Below are 22,316 nucleotides of genomic sequence, written 5' to 3'. Positions count from 1 at the left end.
AATCTTTAGTCAAATAAGTTCCAAGGCATACCTTTAGGTAATGGTGCTTCAAATGTTACAATTTCTTTCGTCGTCGGATGTGGGAAAGATAGCGAAGACGACCACAATGCGATTTGTTCTCCCTTTTTTACGCGCAAGCCACCATACTTCTGGTCACCGTGTAAAGGATGCCCGATCGTTTGAAATTGCACACGTATTTGATGAGAACGCCCTGTTTCTAGCTTCACGCGCACCATCGTATAACCTTCTTCACGCCCGATTACTTCATAATGTAAAATCGCTTTTTTCGCATCTTTCTTTTTTGAGTCGACCGCATACACTTCATTCTTTTGACGATCTTTCCACAAATAATGTTCAAGTGTACCTTTTTGCTGTTTCACTCGACCATGGACGACCGCGATATATGTGCGTTCCATATCACGTTTACGCAATGTGTCTGATAAGCGCGATGCTGCTTTCGATGTTTTCGCAAATACCATCGCTCCTCCTACCGGTCGATCTAAGCGATGAACGAGTCCTAAATAAACATTCCCCGGTTTATTGTAACGCTCCTTTAAATCCGCTTTTAAAATCGTTAACATATCTTGATCTCCACTCGCATCTTCTTGAACCGGAAGATTCGGCACTTTTTCAACGACGAGTAAATGGTTATCTTCATAAATAATCGGTATATTCAATAGCTTCTCCTTTTTACAACTGTTGTTCTTTAATAATTTTTTCCAATAAACGTTCGCTTCCTTCTAAAACGAGCTCATACGTTTCTTCAAAATCTCCTGAGTAATACGGATCCGGCACATCTTTATTCGTAACTTCAGTCAAATCTAATAATTTGAAGACGTGCGAACAGGCGTCAGAGCCTAATACACTGACGATATTATCGTAATTGCTTTGGTCCATCGCAACGATGTAATCGAACGCTTCACCATCGTCTTTGCGAAATTGACGCGCTACTATATTTTCCGATGATATGTTATATTTTTCTAATTTATCGAGCGTTCCGATATGAGGACGTTTATTAATATGCCAATTGCTCGTACCTGCAGAATCTACTTGAATCTTCTTATCATATCCTCGCTCTTTCACAAGATGGCGAAACACCGCTTCTGCCATTGGGGAACGACAAATATTACCGAGACAAACGAATACTACACGAATCATAACTAGCCTCTCCTTACGTATTTCTATGCTGTTCAAATTATAACATAAAGAAGCTTCCCGTTATATTATAACAAGAAGCTTCTCTTTTAGCGATTTAACGCATGTTCTTCCAATGCTTTCGCAATCATTTCTGCGTATTTCTGACCACCGCTCGGCTTCAAATGAGTCAAATCCGGCTCAAAGTGATCGAGATAGTTCGCGCTCAAATTGTACCAATCGATTAAATGTACATGCTCATAGTGATTCGCTATTTTTTGCAATGTCCCATTCACTCGGTCTTGCCAATGATCAGGCATGCGTGTATTGACGAAAAAGATATGACGTTCGGGCCCGAGTTGTTCAATCATTTTTTTAGCTATTTGTTCATTAAAAACACCATTTGTTCCGAGACTAAAAATGACGTAGTTATGCAATTTCCCTTGCTTATCTAATTGTTCAATAATTTCTGGAGCTGCGCGAAATTGACGTCCGATTTGAACATCGATTTCTCCTGCTGGAAATAATTCTTGTAAATAAGGAATTGCAGTGAGGGCGACGGAGTCACCGATAAAAACAATCGGCTCTTTATACAGTTCTGCTAATATTTCTTGCTCTGCCACTTCACGTGCCGCTCGTTCCTTCTCTTGCTGTTCTAGTCGTGCCGCTTGTTCTTGCTCGAATTGTTCCGTTAACGCCGCTTCTAAATCAGCTTCAATATGCGCGCTTTTCGCATAAGGTTCAGCGAAAATAATTCCATATGTTGCAATGGGGAGAAGAAGCAATAAAGGCTGCCAACGTCGACGCGTCGACAGAAGTGCTTCCATTACGGTCGTTTGACGTTTGCGAATCGCCACCATCCATTGTTTCATGCGCCCTCGCCGAATCGGATCTTCAATGAGCGTCCAAGATAGATTCGACATAATGAGAACGAGGATGATTTGAACAACGACTGTCAAACTCCACGTACCATCATTATAATACGAAGAACCGACGAGCATAATAATCGGATAATGCCATAAATAAATGCCGTATGAGCGCAAGCCGACCCATTCTAACGGTTTTATACTTAACAGTCGGCCAAACGTACTCGATGGATGTGCAGCGACCGCGATTGCAATCGCCATTAATCCTGAAATGAATAACATGCCCCCATAATATAAAATGGAATCAAATTGATCGATTGTTTTAATTAAAATAAAAATTAACATTAAACTCGTAAAGCCAACAACATCCAATAATGTTTTCGCGCCCTTCCCTACATTTGCTGATAATTGACGACTCGGCCAAACGAAAGCTAATAACGCTCCTACAAGTAAGGAAAATGCCCGTGTATCCGTCCCGTAATAAACACGTGTCGGATCTTCTCCTGGTTCATATAAAATACCCATCCAAACGGTCGAGGCGAGCATCATAAAAAATAAAATAAAGCCGACAACTCGTTTCTTTCTAAATAAGAAAAATAACGTAAATAGTATAATAGGCCAAATAATATAAAACTGCTCTTCTACTGCTAATGACCAAAAGTGAGTAACGACAGAAGGAGAATCATAAGTCTCAAAATAAGATACGTCTTTATAAATAAACCACCAATTACTGAAATAGAGAAAAACAGATAATAAATCTTCTTTTAAAGTATGTACTAATTGCCTATCAAATAGTGTGATCCATGCGGTAACCGCTATGACCATCACATACATCGCAGGAAGTAAACGTCTCGCTCTCCGAAACCAAAAGCGTTTAAAATCAATCGTTTGATCTCGTTTCCACTCTGCGACGAGTAAATCTGTAATTAAATAACCCGACAAAACGAAAAATAACGTAACTCCTAAAAACCCTCCGGACGCCCACGGAAAATTCATATGGTAAAACAATACGGCAATGACCGCAATTGCCCTTAGCCCATCGAGTCCTGTCATATAACGCCGCTCATTGTGAATCGATGGCTGACGTTTCAACACAATCACCTTCCTTGCTATTTGTACAATTATTAGACGTTAAATAATGCTAAAATGTTTGAACAATTTTATTTCGGGTAAACATATCATAATAAAACATTTGGAGGTTACATATTATGAATAAAGAACATGTAAAAGGGACAGCAGACGAAGTAAAAGGAAACGTGAAAGAAGCCGCTGGGAAAGCGACGAACGATTCATCTACAGAAGCAAAAGGGAAACTTGACCAATTAAAAGGGAAAGCGGAACAAGCTTTTGGTGATGTGAAGGATAAAGCGAGCCACGCTGCGGATGAAATGAAAGAAAAAACAGAAGAATTTTCCCACAAAATGAAAGAAAAATTCAATAAATAATACACGAAGACAAAGTTGAACAATCAACTTTGTCTTTTTTCATGTATGCTAAGATATATTCATTTTAATCGAAAGGTTGTGTACATATGCAAATTCAATTTCATCCGACGTGGGAACGTCAACTTTCAAAATCCGACCTAGACATATGGAAACAAACGTATGAAACGTCTACTTCAAAAACGAATGAACGGTTCTCACCGATTCTTCCTGTTCGCAAAAAAGACGGGGGGATCGCCGTTCATACATTTATCCAAAACGCTTCCGATCACATACTGCGCATCGAAGCACCTAAAATGAATTACGAAACGAACAACACACTCATTGCGACCGCTCAATTTCCGTACACGCTAGAGATCCCAGCCAACAGCGTCATGCCGTGGACATTCGTCTTTTCCAAAACGATGTTGCGAAATGACGAACATCTACACGGACAATTACATTGGACGAACTGTTAATATTTCAATCATTAGATGCCTGTTCCCTTATAGAATCGCGTGTTTAATAAGCGATTGGAAAAGGAATATTTATCTACTTTATATACAACGAATATAGATATTTAGTAAATGGTTTAGATTATGGCATAAGTAAACGAGGGGAAATGATATGACTTTAATAAAAAAAGAATCTTTCGTGTTTTTATCGCTTTTATGTGCAATAGGTGTATTTTTAATGAGTAGTGCATTTCAAAGTATGGCATACTGGGGAAATGATTCTACTTGGTATTGGGTTGGAGTTGTTTTGACTTATTTTCTTGGATTGATCGGGATCGTTTTTTTAGTCTTAGCAATTAAGAGAAAAACAATAGAAAACAGAGAACCAGCGTTTGGCATGTCAATCTTTAGAATCGTGACTTTTATTTTATTGATTTGTGGCTTGCTTTGGACAACTTTTATAATAATTGCAGGTAATTCGGGAATTTGATTTATTCACTTAAAGGATGCGCCTGTTGAAGTACCCATACTAAAAAACAATCGAGGAATGATTACATTCCTCGGTTGTTTTTTATTCCTTTCACCAGTTGGTCGAATATTTTCTAGCATCGACATGTTTTTCATTCTCTCAACACTAAAAGATGCACCATCCGTCAACTAAACTCTCATGACTGAATCTTATATTTCATGAAAATCTTACTACCCATTCCCTCAAAGCAAAAATGACGTAATTCTTTCTACTCTATAGATAATAACGCCACACATTCCACATGGGTAGAGTGGCCGAACATGTCGACAGGTTGTACTTCTTCTATGTTGTAGCCGCCTTCGTGTAAAATTTTTAAGTCGCGGGCTAATGTGGCCGGGTTGCATGATACGTAGACGACGCGTTCTGGTTTGTATGTGAGAATCGTTTCTAACAGTTGAGCGTCGCAGCCTTTGCGCGGAGGATCGACGACGAGAACGTCAAATTTTTTTCCTTCGGCATACCATGCCGGGACGATTTCTTCTGATTTTCCGACTAAGAACGTTGCGTTTTCGATGCCGTTTAGCTCCGCATTCCGCTTCGCATCTGCAATCGCAGCAGGGACAACTTCGACGCCATATACATGTTTCGCTCGTTTCGCTAAAGAAAGGGAGATGGTCCCGATGCCACAATACGCATCGATGACTGTCTCTTTGCCTGTTAATCCGGCATATTGCAGTGCTTGATCATACAATACTTCCGTCTGTTTGCGATTCACTTGATAAAACGAATTAGCTGAAATTTCGAATGTGATGCCATTCAGTTCATCTTCAATGACGGCTGGACCGTAAATCGGTGTCGATTCGTGGCCGAGAATGACATTCGTATTTTTCATATTCACATTTTGCACAATCGATGTAATAGTCGGTTCAATTTCGAGTAACTGTTCGACGATTTCTCGTTCTTTCGCTAACTTTTGCACATTCGTCACGAGAACAACCATCAACTGGCCCGTCGCTTCTCCGACACGGACGACGATGTGACGCAATGTTCCTTTTAATGTTTGTTCGTCATATGGTTCTAGCTGTAAACGTTGCAAATGGGGCAACATCCCATTCAAAATACGATCAGCATGTGCCGACTGAATGAGACATTCCGATGTTTCGACGACGTCGTGAGTTCGCGGACGATAAAATCCCCACACGGCACGCTCTCCTTGTTGTTGAAGCGGAACTTGCGATTTGTTGCGGTAGCGCCAAGGTTCACTCATTCCTTTCACAGGATGAACCGGAACATGTTGTAAATGTCCAATGCGATCTAATGTTTGACGTACGTTTTGCCATTTTTGTTGAAGTTGAGCCTCATAAGATAAATGTTGCATTTGACAGCCACCACATGCGTCGTATACCGGACAAGGTGGCTCTACTCGGTCCTGACTCTCTTCAAGAATCGTGAGTAATTTTCCAAAACCATATTTCTTTAATGTTTTTACAATTTTAATTTCTACTTTTTCTCCGACAAGTGCACCTGGAATAAAAATCGGATAATGCTCGATTTTAGCGACTCCGTGACCTTCTGAAGTTAAATCTACAATATTCACGATATGCTGTTCGTTTTTATGTACTACAAATGACACGTACGTTCCTCCTCAAAATTTACCGAATGATGATTCCAGCAAGAACAACTAATTTTTCTTGCTTCGCTTTTCATTATTGTAATTAAATGTAGTGTATCATGTTCGTTCGAGAGAAAGAAGCGATGTTTATGCGTTTCTGTCGATTCTTTTTTAACAAGTGAGCGGAAAGAAAAAAGCCGTCTGAACCGACTCGATCGTTGTCCATACGGCATTTCTTCTATTTGGTATGTTGTTCAATTGCCAGAAGTGGAGCGAATATTTCAATATGGCGTTCTAAGTTATCGAAAGTTGCAGGGAGCTTTCCTCCATATTCACCGTCTAAATTTAACAATACTTCATCATTTGAATGTACTTGAATTGATGACGCGCGCGCGTGGATGACGAGTGGGTCATTTAAATGTTCTCCTCGTAACGCATTCGTCGCCACGCGAATAAATTCAGCGACATTACATTTACGCAAAATGAGCAGTGTGAATTTCCCATCATTAATGCTCGCACCTGGCGCTAACTTTTCAAATCCGCCAATCGAATTCGTTAATCCTACTAAAAATAACATCGCTTCTTCATCGAACACTTCCCCATCGTATTCAATGTGTACATGACTCGCATGAATGGAAGGCAACATTTCAATCCCTTTTAAATAGTAAGCAAGTTGACCGAGCATTGTTTTTAATTTAATTGGGACTTCGTAGGTGAGTTCCGTAATTCTCCCGCCCCCTGCGATATTAATGAAATGGCGTTCGCCATTCATTAAACCGACATCCACAGGCAATGAATGGCCGTCTACAATAATATCGACCGCTTCTTCAATTTCACGCGGGATATGTAAAGCGCGCGCAAAATCATTTGTCGTTCCTGTTGGAATGAGCCCGATTTTAGGGCGAGTGTCAAAATGAGAAATACCGGCGACCACTTCATTTAATGTTCCATCGCCTCCTGCAGCAATGATGACATCATACCCTCGCTCTACCGCCCATTCTGCTGCGCTCTTGGCATCGCCTTCGCATGTCGTCGCATGCGTACTCGTTTCATAGCCACCGCGTTCTAACTTTTCTAAAACCGCGGCCAAATGTTTACGTATGATTTCACGACCAGAAGTCGGGTTGTAAATTAATCGTGCACGTTTCATATCTTTCCTTCTTTCTCATCGTCATTTACTGTAATGATAACGTTCCACGCTTCAAAATGTTCCTATCCCTTAGTAAGCCACATCACTAATTCATCATGAACCGCCAACCAGTAATCACGATTTTCTTGATATTGTGTCGTCAATAGTTGAACCGCTTCTGAACGCTGTTGCTCGAAATTCGGATCATTCTTTTCAGGTAAACGGCTCATCGTTTGTGTCACATCACGCTGAATCGTTTGCGCACGTGGTCCCCATTTTCCGAGCACTTCTCCTTCGTCATCTAACAATAAATAAATTGGAATCGAGCGTCCACCATTCGTTAAATGGCGATCAATTAACGTCGTGTCTGCATCTCGGTAAGCGATGCGAATATCAAGGTTGTACACTTCGCCTAAATGACGCAAAATTGCATTGTTCATCATCGCATCCCCGCACCAGTCTTCCGTGATGACTAACACATTTTGAGATTTCGGACGGAACGCTTCGTAATAATGCGCAGCTTTTGGCAATTGAAACGTTTGATAAATCTTTGCACTCTCTTCTTTTTTCTCCGTCATCTGTTCCATATACATTTGTAATGAAATACCTTTTTCAAAAAATTGACGTTCAATGGTCATTCGATTTTCCTCCATTTGAAAGAAACACCCAGCGCACTGGGTGTTTCTTTTAGTCTTATCGTTTTTGAATTTCTTCCATTAAAATCTTGTTGACGAGTTGTGGGTTCGCTTGACCTTTTGATAATTTCATCACTTGGCCAACGAGGAATCCGACTGCTCGATTTTTACCTTCTTTGAAGTCAATGATGGATTGTTCGTTATTGTCGAGCGCTTCTGTAACAAATGCTAACAATTGCTCTGGATCAGAAATTTGAATCATTCCTTTTTCCTTCACAATTTTATTTGCATCTCCACCATTTGTGACGAGCTCTTGGAATACTTTTTTCGCGATTTTTGAAGAAATCGTACCGTCTGAAATTAATTTCACCATGCTCGCTAAGTTTTCAGGCGTTAATTTCGTATCGTGTAATTCGATTTGTTCTTTATTTAAGTATGCTGAAACATCACCCATTAACCAGTTTGATGCAAGTTTCGGGTCAGCTCCTGCTTTTACTGTCGCATCGAAGAAATCTGACATTTCTTTCGTCAATGTTAAAACCATCGCATCGTATGCTGGAAGGTCATACTCTTCTACGTAACGTTGTTGACGAGCATCTGGAAGTTCTGGAATTTCTGCACGTACGCGCTCAATCCATTCTTCGTCAACATGTACTTCCGCTAAGTCTGGATCATTGATGAAACGGTAGTCGTCGGCGCTCCCTTTAATACGCATGAGCGTCGTTTCACCTGTCGCCTCGTCGTAACGACGTGTTTCAGATTGGATTTCTCCACCCGCTGTAACGACTTCGATTTGACGTTGTACTTCTCGCTCAATTCCGCGACGGACGAAGTTGAATGAGTTTAAGTTTTTCAATTCTGTCTTCGTGTTGAATCCTTCTTGACCGTATGGACGAATCGAAATATTCGCATCACAACGAAGTGAACCTTCTTCCATACGTACGTCAGAAACGCCCGTATATTGAATGATTGCTTTTAATTTTTCTAAAAACGCATACGCTTCATCTGCGGAGCGAATGTCCGCTTCTGTTACAATCTCGATTAAAGGTGTTCCTTGACGGTTTAAGTCTACGAGAGAGTATCCTGGTCCGTGTGTTAATTTACCTGCGTCTTCTTCTAAGTGAATATGGTGAAGGCGGATGCGCTTTTTCACACCGTCGACTTCGATATCGACATAACCGCCGACACCGATCGGGCGCTCATCTTGTGTAATTTGATACGCTTTCGGATTGTCTGGGTAGAAATAATGTTTACGGTCGAAATGTTGCTCGCGAGAAATTTCACAGTTCAACGCGAGTGCCGCTTTCATTCCATAATCGATCGCACGCGTATTCAACACAGGAAGCACACCTGGGTATGCTAAATCTGTAATGTTAATATTCGTATTCGGTTCAGCACCGAAATGTGCAGGTGCTGGTGAGAAAATTTTCGTATCTGTTTTTAATTCAACGTGAACTTCAAGTCCTACAATTGTTTCGAAATTCATGCGTTCGCACCTCCTGCTAATTGTGGTTGTTGCTCATAAAACTTCGTCGTTTGCTCGTAAGCATGAGCGACTTGATATAATGTCAACTCATCGAAATGTTTACCCATCAATTGTAAACCAACGGGTAAACCATCAACGAATCCACAAGGAACGCTAAGTGCTGGAATGCCTGCTAAGTTCGCTGGCGTTGCTAAAATATCATCCATGCGTGAACGTGCCGGATCAGCTTGCGCTTTGAAATCATAAGCGACACTTGCCGCGGATGGACCTACGATAATATCGTACTCATTCAAAACATTTTGAACGTCTTCTGTCATGCGCGCGCGCACTTTTTGTGCTTGTACGAACAATGGATCATGATGTTCTGCACTTAAAGCGTATGTGCCGAATAAAATACGTTTTTTCACTTCTGGACCGAATGCTTCCGCACGTGACATCGTGTACACTTCGTCTAAGTTCTTCGCATTTGGTGAACGGTAACCGAAATGAATACCGTCATAACGCGCTAAGTTTGATGAAGCTTCCGCATAAGCGATCACCGCATACATTTCTGCACCGTAAACGACATGTGGAATTGACACTTCGTCTACCGTTGCGCCGAGTGCTTCTAATTGCTTAATCGCTTCTTCTACTTTTTCTTTTACTTGTGGGTCGAGACCTTCACCGAAAAATTCTTTCGGCATTGCGATTTTGAGTCCTTTTAAGTTGCCCTCTAATTGCGCCACATAGTTCGGTACTTCTTCAGTTGCTGATGTCGTGTCATAACGGTCTTCTCCTGCAATCGTTTGTAAAACGAGCGCATTGTCTGCAACTGTTTTTGTCATCGGACCGATTTGGTCAAATGATGAAGCGAATGCTACGAGACCGAGACGTGACACACGTCCGTAAGTCGGCTTCATACCGACGATTCCACAAAATGCTGCAGGTTGACGGACAGAACCACCTGTATCTGTTCCGAGTGCGAATGCTACTTCATTCGCTGCTACTGCTGCTGCAGAACCACCTGAAGAACCTCCTGGAACTTTCGCAGTATTCCATGGGTTGCGCGTCTGTTTCATCGCGGATGTTTCTGTCGTTGAACCCATTGCGAACTCATCTAAATTTAATTTACCGAGTGATACTGCACCCGCTTCGTTCAATTTTGTCACGACGGTCGCATCATAAACAGGTACGAAGTTTTCTAACATTTTGCTTGCGCACGTTGTCGTAATATCTTTCGTTACAATATTGTCTTTAATTCCTGCTGGAATACCGAACAGTGCTCCTTCTTTTGAATCCGCATTGTCGAGCTCTTCTGCGCGAGTGAGTGCTTCTTCTTTCGTCACTGTGATGAAGGCTTGTACTTCTTCTTCTACACTCTCCGTTTGAGCGAGTGCTGCTTCCGTTAATTCCTTAACAGAAACTTCTTTATTTTGAATGAGTGATTGAAGTTCAATCACCGATTTTTTCATTAAGCTCATCTTTCAAGGATCCTCCTCGTTTAAAATGTATTCGGTACTTGAATCATGCCGTCTTCATGTTCTGGAACGTTTTTCAACATTTCTTCACGGTCTAATAAGTCTGCTGGCTTATCTTCACGTAATACGTTCACGCGATGTAATGGATGTGTCATCGGTGCGACACCTTCCGTATTAACATCTTTCAACTTTGCTGTAAGTTCAACCATTTGTTGTAGTTGCTCTGCATACGCTGCTTTTTCTTCTTCTGTTAATGCGAGACGTGCGAAGTCTGCAAAGTATTGAACATCTTCTTTTGTAAAGTTTGACATAATGCGCCTCCTATCTTGTACTCTACCTATCATAACATCGTTTTTGTAACGTGAAAAGTTGCCATTTCACATTAATAATCGTAAATGTGAACAAATGGCTCATCACTTTGAGCTGGTTTGACAATTAATGCTTCCGGACCGTTCGTCGACGTAATATTCACTTCGACATTCGTTGATGAGAAATGCTTTTGAACGAGACCAGTCACATGTTGAGTAAATCCGATTAATTCGCTCGTACCGAAAAATTGAATCGGCATACGAATCGTCAATTGTTGCATATCTCCATCTTTATAAAATGCTTTTCCGACAACGTTCACAAAGCTCGGGAAATATTCATCCACTTCTTGTTTAAAGTTTTTGAATTTCATATTGACATCACGATATTTTTCAATCGTGTTATCCGTTGGCAACAGCACGTATTCTTCTTGAATCGCTGTCCAATTTCCAACACTCGTCTTCCCTTTATCTGCTTTTCCTACCGCAAAGTACGTCCCTGGAACGATCGCATTGCGCGGTTGCTGTTTAAATAAACCGACCACGATAGGTATATTTTCAATTTCCAACTCTTCTCGCATTCGCTTCACAATTTCATTGGCGAGTTTTTCGCCTTCTGCTTTCACTTGAGCATCGCTAAGTGGAAATTCTTTTCCTTCTAAGTTGTAGTAAACAGAATTCAAGGCAAGCCCAATCGTAATTCCTTCGACAACAACTTTATCATCCGATGTTCTTTTCAAAAAGTTTTGCTCCATAATATGTGCTAAAAAGAGTGGATTTTGTTCATCACGACCTGTATTAGAGCTCGCAGGATTCAATCCTTTTTCATCCGCTGACACCCGCTTTAGCCATTGTTTCACAATATCTTCTGATAAGTATTGTCCCTCTTGATAAAAGTAATCTTCGGTTGAAAAGTATTCAGACGATAAGCGAAGTAGCCCTTCTTCTGCTTCCTTCATATCATATTTTGTATAAATATTGTTGACAACAAGTCCATGTACTGGGCTCTTTTTGAATGGTAATAATGTGCGGTAATAACTTTCTTTCAATTGCACTTCAGGAATCATGACGACTTCTTCTTGGCTCTCTTCTGTTTCTTGCGTGAGTGAATCTTCTTGAGAGAGCGATGGGATACATCCCGCTAACAACAAAGTCATACTAGAAACGGCAAATAACCGTTTCATATTTTTGTTCATAAAATCCCCTCTTTCTTCAGAAGCTCTACGAATTGTTCTTCTGTCCACACGTCAACTTCTAACTCTTCGGCTCTTTTTAACTTTGAGCCTGCTGCTTCTCCAGCGATGAGTAATGTCGTATTTTTACTGACACTCCCTGTCACTTTGCCACCGAGTTGCTCAACATATTGTTTCGCTTCGTTACGTGTCATTTGTTCAAGCTTTCCTGTTAACACAACAGTATGTTCAAATAACGGGGCTTCTTCATTGCTTGATGGTGCGACAGGTCCTTTATATGTCATATTCAGTCCATAACGTTCCAAATCTGCGATTAATTGTTGCACTTCTTCCGTAGCGAAATATTGAACGATTGTGTTCGCTACAATCGGGCCAATTTCATCGATTGCGACGAGCTCTTCTTCCGTCGCTGCCATCAAGGCGCGCATCGTGCCGAACGATTGTGCAAAAATAGAAGCGACCTTCGCTCCAACATGGCGAATCCCTAAACCGAATAATAGTTTTTCTAATGAATTTTGTTTCGAGCGTTCTAAAGCGTCAAGTAAGTTCGTCACGGATTTTTCTCCCATGCGTTCTAGTTCCAAAAGTCGCTCTTTTTCAAGCGTGTATAAATCACTCAGTTTCGTCACGAGCCCTGCATCATATAATTGATATGCTACTTTTTCACCGAGGCCATCGATGTTCATCGCATTGCGTGAAGCGAAGTGAATGATGGATTCTTTTATTTGTGCAGGACAGCTCGGATTGACACAGCGAAGGGCTACTTCTTCCGCTAATCGAATGAGTTCCGATTGGCAACTCGGACATTCATGAGGCATGCGGAATGGAATTTCTTCTCCTGTTCGACGTTCTTCAATCGGCTTTACAATTTCAGGGATGATATCTCCTGCTTTTCTTAAAACGACATGATCTCCTATACGAATGTCGCGTTCGACGATATAATCTTCATTATGAAGTGTAGCACGTTGTACCGTCGTTCCCGCTACTTGTACAGGGTCTAAAATAGCGGTCGGTGTGACAACTCCTGTACGGCCTACACTCAATTCTACGTCACGAATGACTGTCGTCACTTCTTCTGCTGGGAATTTATAAGCGATCGACCAACGAGGGCTTTTCGCCGTATAGCCTAATTGCTCTTGGTCTTCAAATGAATCGACTTTAATGACAATGCCATCGATTTCGTACGGTAAGTCATGACGATGTTCTGTCCAATATTCCGTATATGCAATCACTTCTTCAATCGTTTCGCAAATGCGCCGTTCTCGGTTCGTCACAAAATTCAACTCGTCTAAACGTGCGAGTGCCTCTGAATGAGAAGTGATGCCATCTAACGTTCCTTGTTCTCCTAAAGCATAGATGAACACTGCTAAATGACGACTCGCTGCAATTTTTGGATCTAATTGACGCAATGAACCCGCTGCCGCATTGCGCGGGTTAGCGAATAACGCTTCTCCCGCCTTCGCGCGCGCTTCGTTCAACCTTTCGAACGATTGAATCGGCATGTACGCCTCGCCTCGCACTTCGAGAGTTTCTGCAGTCGGTAAAGCTAATGGGATCGTTTGAATCGTGCGTAAGTTAGACGTAATATCTTCCCCTATAACACCATCTCCTCGGGTTGCTCCTCTTACAAACTGTCCATTTTCATACGTTAATGAAATCGCTAATCCATCGATTTTCAACTCACAAACGTAAGTAGGTGTCATTTGTAAAGATTCCGTCACTCGCTCATGAAAGGCACGCACATCTTCTTTCGAAAAAGCATTTCCTAAACTGAGCATCGGCGTCGTATGGGTCACTTTTTCAAATTTTTCTAAAGGAGTGCTTCCCACTCTTTGTGTCGGAGAATTTGAAGAAAAGTGTTCAGGATGCTGATCTTCTAATTGAATTAACTCTTGCATGAGTTGGTCGTATTCATAGTCTGACACGGTTGGATTATCCAATGTGTAATACTCTTTTCCGTATTGTGTCAATAAATTGCGCAACGCTTCAATACGCTTTTTTACGTTTGACATAATGCTCACAACTCCTTCTCAATCGGTGCAAATTTTGCGAGCAATCGCTTAATACCTGTCGGTTGTGGGAAGGCGATATCAAGTTCCATATCATCTCCTGTACCGCGAACACTGACGACTGTTCCAACGCCCCATTTTTTATGACTCGCTCGGTCTCCTGCTTGCCACGCTAATTTTTCACTGCCACTCTTTTCATAAACCGGCTTGCGAATCGTCGTCCGTTGTACGGGTTTACGAGATGCGAACGGTACATTCGATTGAACGACGACATTTTCTTGGTGGAGCATCTCTGTGCGTTTAGCATCGATTTCGCTGATGAAACGTGACGGCATATTAAAGCTCGTCCGGCCAAATAACATGCGGCTTGAAGCACATGTTAAATACAGTTCTTTTTCCGCACGCGTAATCGCGACATAAGCGAGACGACGCTCTTCTTCCATCTCTTCATTATCATGCATCGAACGAATATGCGGGAAAATATTTTCTTCCATACCGATGACGAAAACGACCGGGAACTCTAATCCTTTCGCCGAGTGCATCGTCATTAAGACGATTTTTTCGCTCTCTTGTTCCTCTTCTTGATCGAGACTATCAATGTCCGCGATGAGCGCTAAGTCGGTTAAAAACGAAACGAGAGACTTATCTTCCCCTTCATCCATCGCACGCTTTTCAAACGCATCTGTCACCGATAAAAATTCATCGATGTTTTCTAAACGACTTTCCGCTTCAATCGTTTTTTCGTTTTTTAACATATCGCGATAACCTGTGCGCTCCAATACTTCTTCGACAAGCTCAGAGACCGATAAGTACTCTTGCATTTCTGTTAAATGGCGAATCCCTTCACGGAATGTGCGGGCTGAATTGGCTGCTCTCGCAGAAAGTCCCATGAAATCGACTTCTTGCAGTGCATCAAAAATTGAACGATCATTCATCAAAGCGAAGTTCATCATTTTGTCGAATGACGTCGCTCCTATACCGCGCTTCGGCTCGTTAATAATTCTCGCTAAAGCTAGGTCGTCATTATTGTTCGCAATTAATCGTAAATAAGCTAATAAGTCTTTAATCTCTTTACGTTCGTAGAATTTTGTTCCACCGACAACGGTGTAATTTAAATTTGATTTCACTAAATATTCTTCAATCATTCGCGATTGCGCATTCGTTCGATACAAAATCGCAAAATCATCTAATGTGTAGCCATTCTCTTGACGCAACTCCATAATTTTTTCAACGATAAATTGCGCTTCTTGTTTTTCATCACGCGCTTTATAAATATAAATCGGCTCGCCGTCTGCATTGTCTGTACGCAATTGTTTGTCATAACGGCTTTCATTATTTTGAATGACATCATTCGCCGCTTCTAAAATCGTCTTCGTCGAACGATAGTTTTGTTCTAATAAAATGACTTTTGCTTCTGGATAATCTTTTTCAAATGATAATATATTGCCGATATTCGCTCCGCGCCATTTATAAATCGACTGGTCCGAGTCACCGACGACACAGACGTTGCGGTGCGCTTTCGCCAACAGTTGAACGAGTTCGTATTGCGCATCGTTCGTATCTTGATACTCATCGACATGAATATATCGGAAGCGGTCTTGATAATGTTCAAGCACTTCCGGTATTTCTTTAAACAGTTGAATCGTCTTCATGATGAGATCATCGAAATCGAGAGACTCATTTTTCTCAAGCATTTTCGCATAACCTTCGTACACTTCCGCTACACGTCGCTCGCTCGGGTCTGTTGAATGTTCAATTTGTTTTTTATATTGTTTTACATCGATACATTCGTTTTTCAAAGAGCTGATGGCACTGAGTAAACCGCGTGGATCGTTCAATTTTGGATCTAAGTTTTGTTCTTTCAACACATTGCGGATGGCCGTTAATTGATCCGCACTATCTAAAATCGTAAAGCTTTTTGAAATACCGATGCGGTCGATATCCCGTCTTAAAATACGAACACACATCGAGTGGAATGTCGATACCCACATGCGCTCACTCGTTCCCGCTCCAAGCAATCCGTCAACGCGCTCTCTCATCTCACGCGCTGCTTTATTCGTAAACGTAATCGCTAAAATATTGGAAGGGTATACTCTTTTTTCGACGACTAAGTACGCGATGCGATGTGTTAATACGCGCGTTTTACCAGAGCCTGCTCCCGCCATAATTAAAAGCGGTCCTTCTGTCGCTTGCACCGCTTCTTGTTGCTCTTTATTCATTCCTTTTAATAAATTGGCTGTAATTGAATCCAATGTTATCCCACCTCTTTTAGAACATTTGTTCTATTATACAATTTTTGCAGTTTCTTTTACAGCGTTAACTGTGCGCAATGCTTCTTTTAAGTCGGTATAGACGACATTTCCGACGATAATCGTATCTGCATATTGCGCCATTTCTTTCGCGCGCTCTACCGTGTCGATGCCACCGCCATAGAAAAGACGCGTTTTTTGAAGCTGATATGCTGCTTCTTTCACAATTTCGGGCTCTCCGTACGTACCGCTATATTCTAAATAAAAGACAGGTAGCCCGAAAAGATGCTCAGCCATTTGTGCATAAGCGATAACATCGTCTTCCGTCGGCTGCTTGAGAACTTCTGCTTGCTTCGCTGCTTTACAGTCTAAATTCATAATGCAATAACCTTCTGTCAGCACTTCATCCCAATTCATTAAGTGACCATATTCTTTTAACGCTTCATGATGTAACCCGTTCATCCATTTCACATTCGTTGAATTTAAAACAGTCGGGATAAAATAAAAATCGAATCCGAGCGAGACAGATTCAATCGTTGACACTTCTAAAATGACAGGCACTGAAAAACGTCGAATACGCGCGAGTAAATCGAGCACATTTTCAAGTGTTATGCCATCTGTTCCTCCTACGACAATCGCGTCTGTTCCTGATTCTGCTATTTTCTCTAAAGCCTCATCCGTTAAAGGCTTGGCTGGGTCTAATTTAAATAAATGACGCCAATTTTTCTCATACATCGTTCATCATCCATTCTTCTATATCATTCATTCATTTAGTATAGCAAAAAACCGACCTGAATGACATTTCAGGTCGGTCATAGATTGTGCTTATTTCGATGATCGTATATTTTGCAAAACTTTTTCGTATCCACCTGAGCCGTAATCAACACAGCGTCGCACGCGTGAAATCGTCGCTGTACTCGCGCCCGTTTCTTTTTGGATAGAGTCATATGTCTTTTGGTCTTGCAGCATGAAGGCAACGTCCAAACGTTGTGCTAATGATTGGACTTCACTAATCGTGCATAAGTCATCGAAAAACTGATAACAATCATCTAAATTTTCAAGTGATAAAATCGCTTCAAACAGTTGCTCTGTCTGTCTTCCTTTAATTTTATTAATTTGCAAAATATTCACCTCTGCTCATAGATTTACCTCGAACGATACTTCCGTAAATCTATTGTAACACTTTCATGCACTAATGTGCGAAAGATTTATTTTTGAGCAGGGACGAGCACTTCTCGCTTTAAAACATTCATCATCCCTTGACGCGTAATGCGAATGAAAGGAAGATGCATCGACTGTAAAAATAAAAAAGTAAACACGAAATTGTTCAAACGATACCCGAGCCTTTGCGCCTCTTTTTTGAAATGACGCTCCCTCTCAATCAATTGTTCGAATGACAAATTCGGAAGTAAACCTGCAATCGGGGTTGGAATCGATGCGATGATTTCCCCCTCTTCAACGAGCGCATAACCACCTTGCATTCGCAATACTTCATCAAATGCACGAATCATGGCTTTCTTATTTTTTCCGATGATGATGAAATCACCCGTATTGGAATAGGACGTTGCAATTCCATCGATGCGATCTGCAAAACCTTTAATCATAGAGCTCATACGAATTGTTCCATCTCTTGAAATGACCGTTAAAAATGATTCATCATGCGCATAACTTAAATGATCGACCGTTAAGTCTAGTTCTGATTTATACGGTTTCGTAATCACATCATTTTCTAAAGAGATTCCGAGATTAGTGATCGGTGTGAGAAGCTCCTCTGTTAAGATTACATTCGTTTCTAACGTGCCGAGCATCGACCAGTCAACTTCAATATCCATCGGTTGCGCTTTTCCATCTTTTACAATCCATTGCCCGTCCGATAGAACGCTTATTGGTGTCGCATCAGATGGGTCTTGCAATAAGTTAATCATCGCGCGACGACCAGTCGCAATGACGCCGAGCGTGTCGCTGAAATTATAATAGCGTGCCGGATTGTAAGATGCCATTAAATAGGCGTGAATAGGGTCCACTCCTACATCAATTGCTACTTGAATACAATCATTAATGACGCCCGTCTCATGGAAAAGAGGCGATGAACCGTCTGTCGTCATCATTAATTGATCCCACACATCCCATCCTTCTGCGATAATTCCTTTCAACATATCCGCTAAATCGGGGCGGATGGAGGAATGACGCAACGTTACTGCATAGCCATGTTGCAATCTCTTCTCCACATCTTCCAATGTCATCGACTCATGATCTCCATCAATGCCGAGCAATTTCAATTGAGCAAGCGTCCGCTCTGACGCTCCAGGTAAATGACCTTCTACTTTCAGACCGTTCTGTTTCGCTAAAGCGACCATATCACTCATTCGCTCATCGCCATTTAATAACACCGGCCAAGCGGTTAGTTCCCCGCCCATAATGACATCAGGACGCGCCATCCAACGCTTTAACTTTTCGCTATTGAAATAGTCTGCTTCATCCGCTAAAGCCGTTTGGGAATCGAGTCGACTCCACCAATAAAAAGCATAGGGCAAACGTTGCAATTCATCATGTATCGCTTCGTTCATCTTTTCATCAAATTGCATGTGAAGAAGTAAATTGTCAGAAATAAATCCTGTCGTTCCTGTTTTCGCAGCATAATTGGCATACGACTCCATATTGTACAATTGAGTAGGATGACTATGCGGTTCAATATAGCCAGGGACAGCATATCGTCCACTGCCGTCAATCACTTCTGCACCTTCCAATACATTTGGCATTTCTGTCCCGACATAAACGATACGATCTCCGTCAATCCAAATATTGCCGACTTTCCACTGTTTAAAAAATGCATGCAAATACGTCACATTTTGAATAACGATTGTCGGTGCTTTCTTTCCTCGTATAACAGCCAGATGTTGCTCCTGCAAATCTTTCGTCCACATATGTATCACCTCTTGGTCAAATTATCGCAAAATATGAATAGTCATTCAACTTTTTCTTCATAGGAAACACTGTTTTCTAAAGACAAATCAGCTGGAATCGCATGGATGAATGTTTTCCCTTTTTCGTAAGGTATTTCAACGCCATCGACAAATGAACGAATCATCCCTCCATCATATGTCCACTCGATGCGTAATACATTTCCATTTTGGAAGAGCAATCCCCGTCCTCCTTGTTGTAAATCAAAATTTCGGCGCCCTTCTTGATCAATCCAATCGTACGTTCCTTCAATGACAATGACGTTTGCATAAGGCACCGCTTCTCCTGTCAATCGTTCGATAAACGTTTCACCGTTCACTGAACGAATATATGTCCCGTCTTCTTGTAAACGATAGTCACTTTTAAATAAATTGCTCGAACCATAACGAACAGACATCGTTTCCACCGTTCCTCGCGTTACAGGCTCTTCATTAAATGTTAACTCTGGCAATGTTTTTTCATCGAGAGGTGTACTCGTCATATCCATCGCTTGTTGAATCGCTTCGTATGTAATGTATGAATTGTGTGGGGCATAGCGATCGGAAGAACGTTTAAATAACGAGCCGTCATGTTCCATCCCATTCACATGTTTAATCGCTCCTTGACTGAGCTGTTGACGAGCTAACGGACTATATCCATGTGCGACGTAAAATGCTTGCAGGTCTTGAGGGATCGGTAAGAAATAGTGACGCGCACTACGCATCGGTCCAATTTGTTCAGGCATTTCTGAGTGATACACTGCAAGATAACGTGTCCCTTGTCCTTCGATTAAAAATTCATACATGACATCCGCAGCTCCGACACCCGTTTGTGGACGAGCTTTCGGATCATTGTTAATGGTCGCAACAATCGGTTTTAATTGATTTTCTTCTTCAATTTCAATGCCCGTTAACGCATCATATAATACAACTTCCTCTACCACTTCCTCAGGTTCTTCTTGCATCGTTGACTCTTCTTTCACTTCTTTGTCTTTCGAACAAGCGACGAGCGCTAAACTACATGCCATCGCAATCCATAATTTTTTCATCTTTCTACTCCTTTTTGATTATAGTCTTTCCACTTGAACGATAGGGAACCTCCTATCCATTGTCAAGATGATTTTTAGAAATAAGTATATTTATGTAAAAAACAAAAATTCATCACTTTAAGTTTCTTTCCACTCTTAAAGTGATGAATTTTTAAACTACGTATGAATATACTCAAGCTTTTCTGTAAATTCTTTCGTGGAGACCGGCTTACTGAAATAATAACCTTGAATCATATCAGCTTCTAATTTTCTTAAAATAATTAATTCAGATTCTTTTTCTACGCCCTCTACGACAACTTCTAAACCGAGCGCATGACCGAGTTGAATCATGACAGCAATAATCGCCGAACTGTCGCTATTTGTTGACAAATCTCTCACAAACGATTGATCAATTTTTAAAGAATCTACAGGGAATTGCTTTAAAAAACTAAACGATGAATACCCTGTTCCAAAATCATCAATTGCTAATGTTATGCCATACTCTCTCAACGTAGATAATACTTTCATTGTATGTTCAGTCGATTCCATCATACTTTCTTCTGTAATTTCTAATTCGATAAATTTAGGATTGACCCCTGTTTCTTTAATCGTTTGTTTCACATTGCTCAAAAAATTCGGTTGAATAAAATGTGTCGGCGAAATATTGACTGCTACTTTATATTCTGTACCAAATCGTTCATTCCATTCTTTCACTTGATAACAAGCTGTACGTAGAGACCATTCTCCAATATCGTTTATCAAACCACGCTCTTCTGCGATTGGAATGAATTTACTAGGAGAAATAAAGCCTAATTCATCATCAATCCAACGCGTGAGTGCTTCCATACCAACCACTCGCTGTGTCTTGGCATGTACTTTAGGTTGATAATGTAATTGCAATGTGCCATCTTCTAGTGCTGTACGAAGCTTGCGTTCAATAATCAATGTTTCTAATTGATCTTTATCCATCGATTCATCATATATTGTACAATGGACACCAGCCTGCTCTTTCGCTTTTGATACGGCGATGCTCGCTTTATCTAATAAATCTTCTGTCGTTCGTGCATGATTGGGATAGAAACTTACCCCCATACTTGCGCTCGAGTAAAACTCTTGGCCATCAATTATAAAACTTTTCGAAAAAATGAATTTCAGATTAGCAATTAATTGCTTTGTTAACTGGTCTTCTTCAGATAAAGATAAAATCATAAATTCATCAGCCGTTAAACGATAGGCTTGCGCTTCAAATTGCGCACAAATATTTCCTAAACGTCTCCCCACTTCGAGTAAAAATAAATCACCCACTGCTCGTCCAAATCCTTCATTCACTTTTTTAAAGTCATTAATGTCAATACAGATTAATGAAAAGCGTTCTTTCTCAAAGTCTTTCACTAATAATTGTTCAACATCTTGGATAAGCTTCCGGCGATTCGGCAACCCTGTCAATTCATCTGTATAAGCCATTTGTTGTATTTTTTCGATGCTTTTTTGAGCAGTAACATCTGTTCGTACAGCGATATATTGATACGGCTTTCCCACTTCATCTAAAAAAGGAACAATCGTCGTCTTCACCCAATAAATGGAATGGTCTTTCGCTCGGTTACAAATCTCTCCATTCCAAATTTCTCCTGCGGAAATCGTTTCCCACATTTCTTTAAAAAATGTTTTAGGGTGAAAGCCTGAATTAAGCAACCGATGATTTCTTCCAATTAATTCTTCTCTCGTATATTTTGAGATTTCACAAAAATGATCATTCACATATGTAATCGCGCCGCGGTGATCAGTGATGGCAACGATGACAGAATGATTCATAGCAACTTCAATATCCATTAATTCACGAATCGAATACTCTCTACTGTTATGTTCAAATGTACTATTCTCAAATGTATGTGTCATCTTACACCCAGTCCCTCATCCATAATAAAATTT

General features: G+C 41.0%; 20 protein-coding genes. 3 read left to right on the top strand and 17 right to left on the bottom strand.

The window, feature by feature from the left end:
- Positions 1-5: 5 nt before the first annotated feature.
- The 3 genes from IRY55_RS12470 to IRY55_RS12460 all read right to left on the bottom strand — a co-directional run bounded on the left by IRY55_RS12470 (position 6) and on the right by IRY55_RS12460 (position 3,092).
- Positions 6-677, bottom strand: a complete 672-nt coding sequence (locus IRY55_RS12470; RefSeq protein ID WP_194563661.1) for an RluA family pseudouridine synthase — start codon at positions 675-677, stop codon at positions 6-8.
- 13 nt (positions 678-690) lie between these two features.
- A complete protein-coding gene (locus tag IRY55_RS12465) occupies positions 691-1,158 on the bottom strand; it encodes a low molecular weight protein-tyrosine-phosphatase (RefSeq protein WP_194563660.1) in 468 nt (155 codons plus the stop codon).
- Positions 1,159-1,244: 86 nt separating this feature from the next.
- A complete protein-coding gene (locus IRY55_RS12460) occupies positions 1,245-3,092 on the bottom strand; it encodes an acyltransferase family protein (protein WP_194563659.1) in 1,848 nt (615 codons plus the stop codon).
- A 116-nt stretch (positions 3,093-3,208) separates the two neighbouring features.
- Here IRY55_RS12460 and IRY55_RS12455 point away from each other — a divergent pair, with 116 nt between their 5' ends.
- From IRY55_RS12455 to IRY55_RS12445, 3 genes are all read left to right on the top strand, one after another.
- Positions 3,209-3,445, top strand: a complete 237-nt coding sequence (locus IRY55_RS12455; protein WP_194563658.1) for a CsbD family protein — start codon at positions 3,209-3,211, stop codon at positions 3,443-3,445.
- An 86-nt stretch (positions 3,446-3,531) separates the two neighbouring features.
- The gene (locus tag IRY55_RS12450; protein WP_194563657.1) at positions 3,532-3,900 is read left to right on the top strand and encodes an SLAP domain-containing protein; all 369 of its coding nucleotides are present in this window, start codon (positions 3,532-3,534) and stop codon (positions 3,898-3,900) included.
- 148 nt (positions 3,901-4,048) lie between these two features.
- Positions 4,049-4,366, top strand: coding sequence for a hypothetical protein (locus tag IRY55_RS12445; RefSeq protein WP_194563656.1), 318 nt, complete (start codon positions 4,049-4,051; stop codon positions 4,364-4,366).
- Between the two features lie 247 nt (positions 4,367-4,613).
- Here the strand turns inward: IRY55_RS12445 and rlmD are convergent, their stop codons facing one another.
- The 14 genes from rlmD to IRY55_RS12375 form a co-directional block, all read right to left on the bottom strand.
- Positions 4,614-5,978: a 23S rRNA (uracil(1939)-C(5))-methyltransferase RlmD gene (gene rlmD, locus IRY55_RS12440; RefSeq protein WP_194563655.1), complete on the bottom strand. Its 1,365-nt coding sequence runs from the start codon at positions 5,976-5,978 to the stop codon at positions 4,614-4,616.
- A 217-nt stretch (positions 5,979-6,195) separates the two neighbouring features.
- Entirely contained in the window at positions 6,196-7,107 is a 912-nt protein-coding gene (locus tag IRY55_RS12435; RefSeq protein WP_194563654.1) for a diacylglycerol kinase, read from the bottom strand.
- A gap of 62 nt (positions 7,108-7,169) precedes the next feature.
- A complete protein-coding gene (locus IRY55_RS12430; RefSeq protein ID WP_194563653.1) occupies positions 7,170-7,724 on the bottom strand; it encodes a thioredoxin family protein in 555 nt (184 codons plus the stop codon).
- Positions 7,725-7,779: 55 nt separating this feature from the next.
- Entirely contained in the window at positions 7,780-9,207 is a 1,428-nt protein-coding gene (gatB, locus tag IRY55_RS12425; protein WP_194563652.1) for an Asp-tRNA(Asn)/Glu-tRNA(Gln) amidotransferase subunit GatB, read from the bottom strand.
- Entirely contained in the window at positions 9,204-10,667 is a 1,464-nt protein-coding gene (gene gatA, locus IRY55_RS12420; protein WP_194563651.1) for an Asp-tRNA(Asn)/Glu-tRNA(Gln) amidotransferase subunit GatA, read from the bottom strand. The genes gatB and gatA overlap by 4 nt, the downstream gene beginning before the upstream one ends.
- A gap of 20 nt (positions 10,668-10,687) precedes the next feature.
- Positions 10,688-10,975 carry an Asp-tRNA(Asn)/Glu-tRNA(Gln) amidotransferase subunit GatC gene (gatC, locus tag IRY55_RS12415; protein WP_194563650.1) on the bottom strand — a complete coding sequence of 96 codons (288 nt, stop codon included), beginning with the start codon at positions 10,973-10,975 and terminating at the stop codon, positions 10,688-10,690.
- A gap of 71 nt (positions 10,976-11,046) precedes the next feature.
- Complete coding sequence (locus tag IRY55_RS12410; RefSeq protein WP_235961140.1) at positions 11,047-12,165, bottom strand: CamS family sex pheromone protein; 1,119 nt, start codon at positions 12,163-12,165, stop codon at positions 11,047-11,049.
- Positions 12,162-14,174: an NAD-dependent DNA ligase LigA gene (gene ligA / locus IRY55_RS12405; RefSeq protein ID WP_194563649.1), complete on the bottom strand. Its 2,013-nt coding sequence runs from the start codon at positions 14,172-14,174 to the stop codon at positions 12,162-12,164. Before ligA ends, IRY55_RS12410 begins: the two co-directional genes overlap by 4 nt.
- Positions 14,175-14,179: 5 nt before the next feature.
- Complete coding sequence (gene pcrA, locus IRY55_RS12400; RefSeq protein ID WP_194563648.1) at positions 14,180-16,423, bottom strand: DNA helicase PcrA; 2,244 nt, start codon at positions 16,421-16,423, stop codon at positions 14,180-14,182.
- Between the two features lie 33 nt (positions 16,424-16,456).
- Positions 16,457-17,155: a heptaprenylglyceryl phosphate synthase gene (gene pcrB / locus IRY55_RS12395; protein ID WP_194563647.1), complete on the bottom strand. Its 699-nt coding sequence runs from the start codon at positions 17,153-17,155 to the stop codon at positions 16,457-16,459.
- A gap of 90 nt (positions 17,156-17,245) precedes the next feature.
- A complete protein-coding gene (locus tag IRY55_RS12390; protein ID WP_194563646.1) occupies positions 17,246-17,542 on the bottom strand; it encodes a YerC/YecD family TrpR-related protein in 297 nt (98 codons plus the stop codon).
- Positions 17,543-17,628: 86 nt separating this feature from the next.
- A complete protein-coding gene (locus IRY55_RS12385) occupies positions 17,629-19,344 on the bottom strand; it encodes an adenine deaminase C-terminal domain-containing protein (RefSeq protein WP_194563645.1) in 1,716 nt (571 codons plus the stop codon).
- A 41-nt stretch (positions 19,345-19,385) separates the two neighbouring features.
- Positions 19,386-20,408, bottom strand: a complete 1,023-nt coding sequence (locus tag IRY55_RS12380) for a DUF3048 domain-containing protein (protein ID WP_194563644.1) — start codon at positions 20,406-20,408, stop codon at positions 19,386-19,388.
- A gap of 156 nt (positions 20,409-20,564) precedes the next feature.
- Positions 20,565-22,283, bottom strand: coding sequence for a putative bifunctional diguanylate cyclase/phosphodiesterase (locus IRY55_RS12375; protein WP_194563643.1), 1,719 nt, complete (start codon positions 22,281-22,283; stop codon positions 20,565-20,567).
- Positions 22,284-22,316 lie beyond the last annotated feature (33 nt).

The sequence above is a fragment of the Savagea serpentis genome (assembly GCF_015351395.1).
Taxonomy (GTDB): domain Bacteria; phylum Bacillota; class Bacilli; order Bacillales_A; family Planococcaceae; genus Savagea; species Savagea serpentis.
The sequence above is the reverse complement of the archived record's forward strand: the minus strand, read 5'-3'. Positions and strand labels throughout refer to the sequence as shown.